Origin of the sequence: Calidifontibacillus erzurumensis (genome assembly GCF_013303125.1) — a bacterium.
In the GTDB taxonomy this organism is placed as follows: Bacteria; Bacillota; Bacilli; order Bacillales; family Bacillaceae_J; genus Calidifontibacillus; species Calidifontibacillus erzurumensis.
This window is the reverse complement of sequence record NZ_JABTTE010000074.1, coordinates 1-593: the sequence shown is the minus strand read 5'-3', so window position 1 is coordinate 593 and position 593 is coordinate 1. Positions and strand designations below refer to the sequence as shown.

Sequence of the window (593 nt, the reverse complement as noted above, 5' to 3'; positions counted from 1 at the left end):
GTGTAGGCGACCGCTTAGCGACGGATAAACTGGAGCGCATCGACTGAGATAAAGGAAACACGGTGAGTGAAACGAACCGATGTTGACTTATCGAAAGGAGATGAGCGAAGTTTACAAGTCGCTGGGAGCCGAAGCTAGACAAAAGAAAAGCGTAGTCCAGTATCGGACAGTAAATACACAGTAAATATGAAAAAAGATTATCTAGTTTTGAAGGAATAAAAAAGTATTGACTTTTATAATAAAAGTTGATACTATATAACATGTCCTTTGAAAATAGAATGTTTGGTGACGATGGCGAAGAGGATACACCCGTTCCCATTCCGAACACGGAAGTTAAGCTCTTCAGCGCCGATGGTAGTTGGGGGCCTCCCCCTGCGAGAGTAGGACGTTGCCAAGCATTCTGGAGGATTAGCTCAGCTGGGAGAGCACCTGCCTTACAAGCAGGGGGTCGGCGGTTCGATCCCGTCATCCTCCACCATTATTAATATTAATTATTACAATATATGCCGGCTTAGCTCAATTGGTAGAGCAACTGACTTGTAATCAGTAGGTTGGGGGTTCAAGTCCTCTAGCCGGCACCATATCCATCTAAC

The 593-nt window shown here is 45.0% G+C and carries 2 tRNA genes and 1 rRNA gene; all 3 read left to right on the top strand.

Going from position 1 to position 593, the window contains the following annotated elements:
- The first annotated feature begins 281 nt into the window (after positions 1-281).
- The 3 genes from rrf (at position 282) to HR057_RS16855 (ending at position 581) form a co-directional block, all read left to right on the top strand.
- A 5S ribosomal RNA gene (gene rrf / locus HR057_RS16865) occupies positions 282-397 on the top strand.
- A gap of 5 nt (positions 398-402) precedes the next feature.
- A tRNA-Val gene (locus HR057_RS16860) sits at positions 403-478 on the top strand.
- A gap of 27 nt (positions 479-505) precedes the next feature.
- Positions 506-581 (top strand) — tRNA-Thr (locus HR057_RS16855).
- Positions 582-593: the final 12 nt, after the last annotated feature.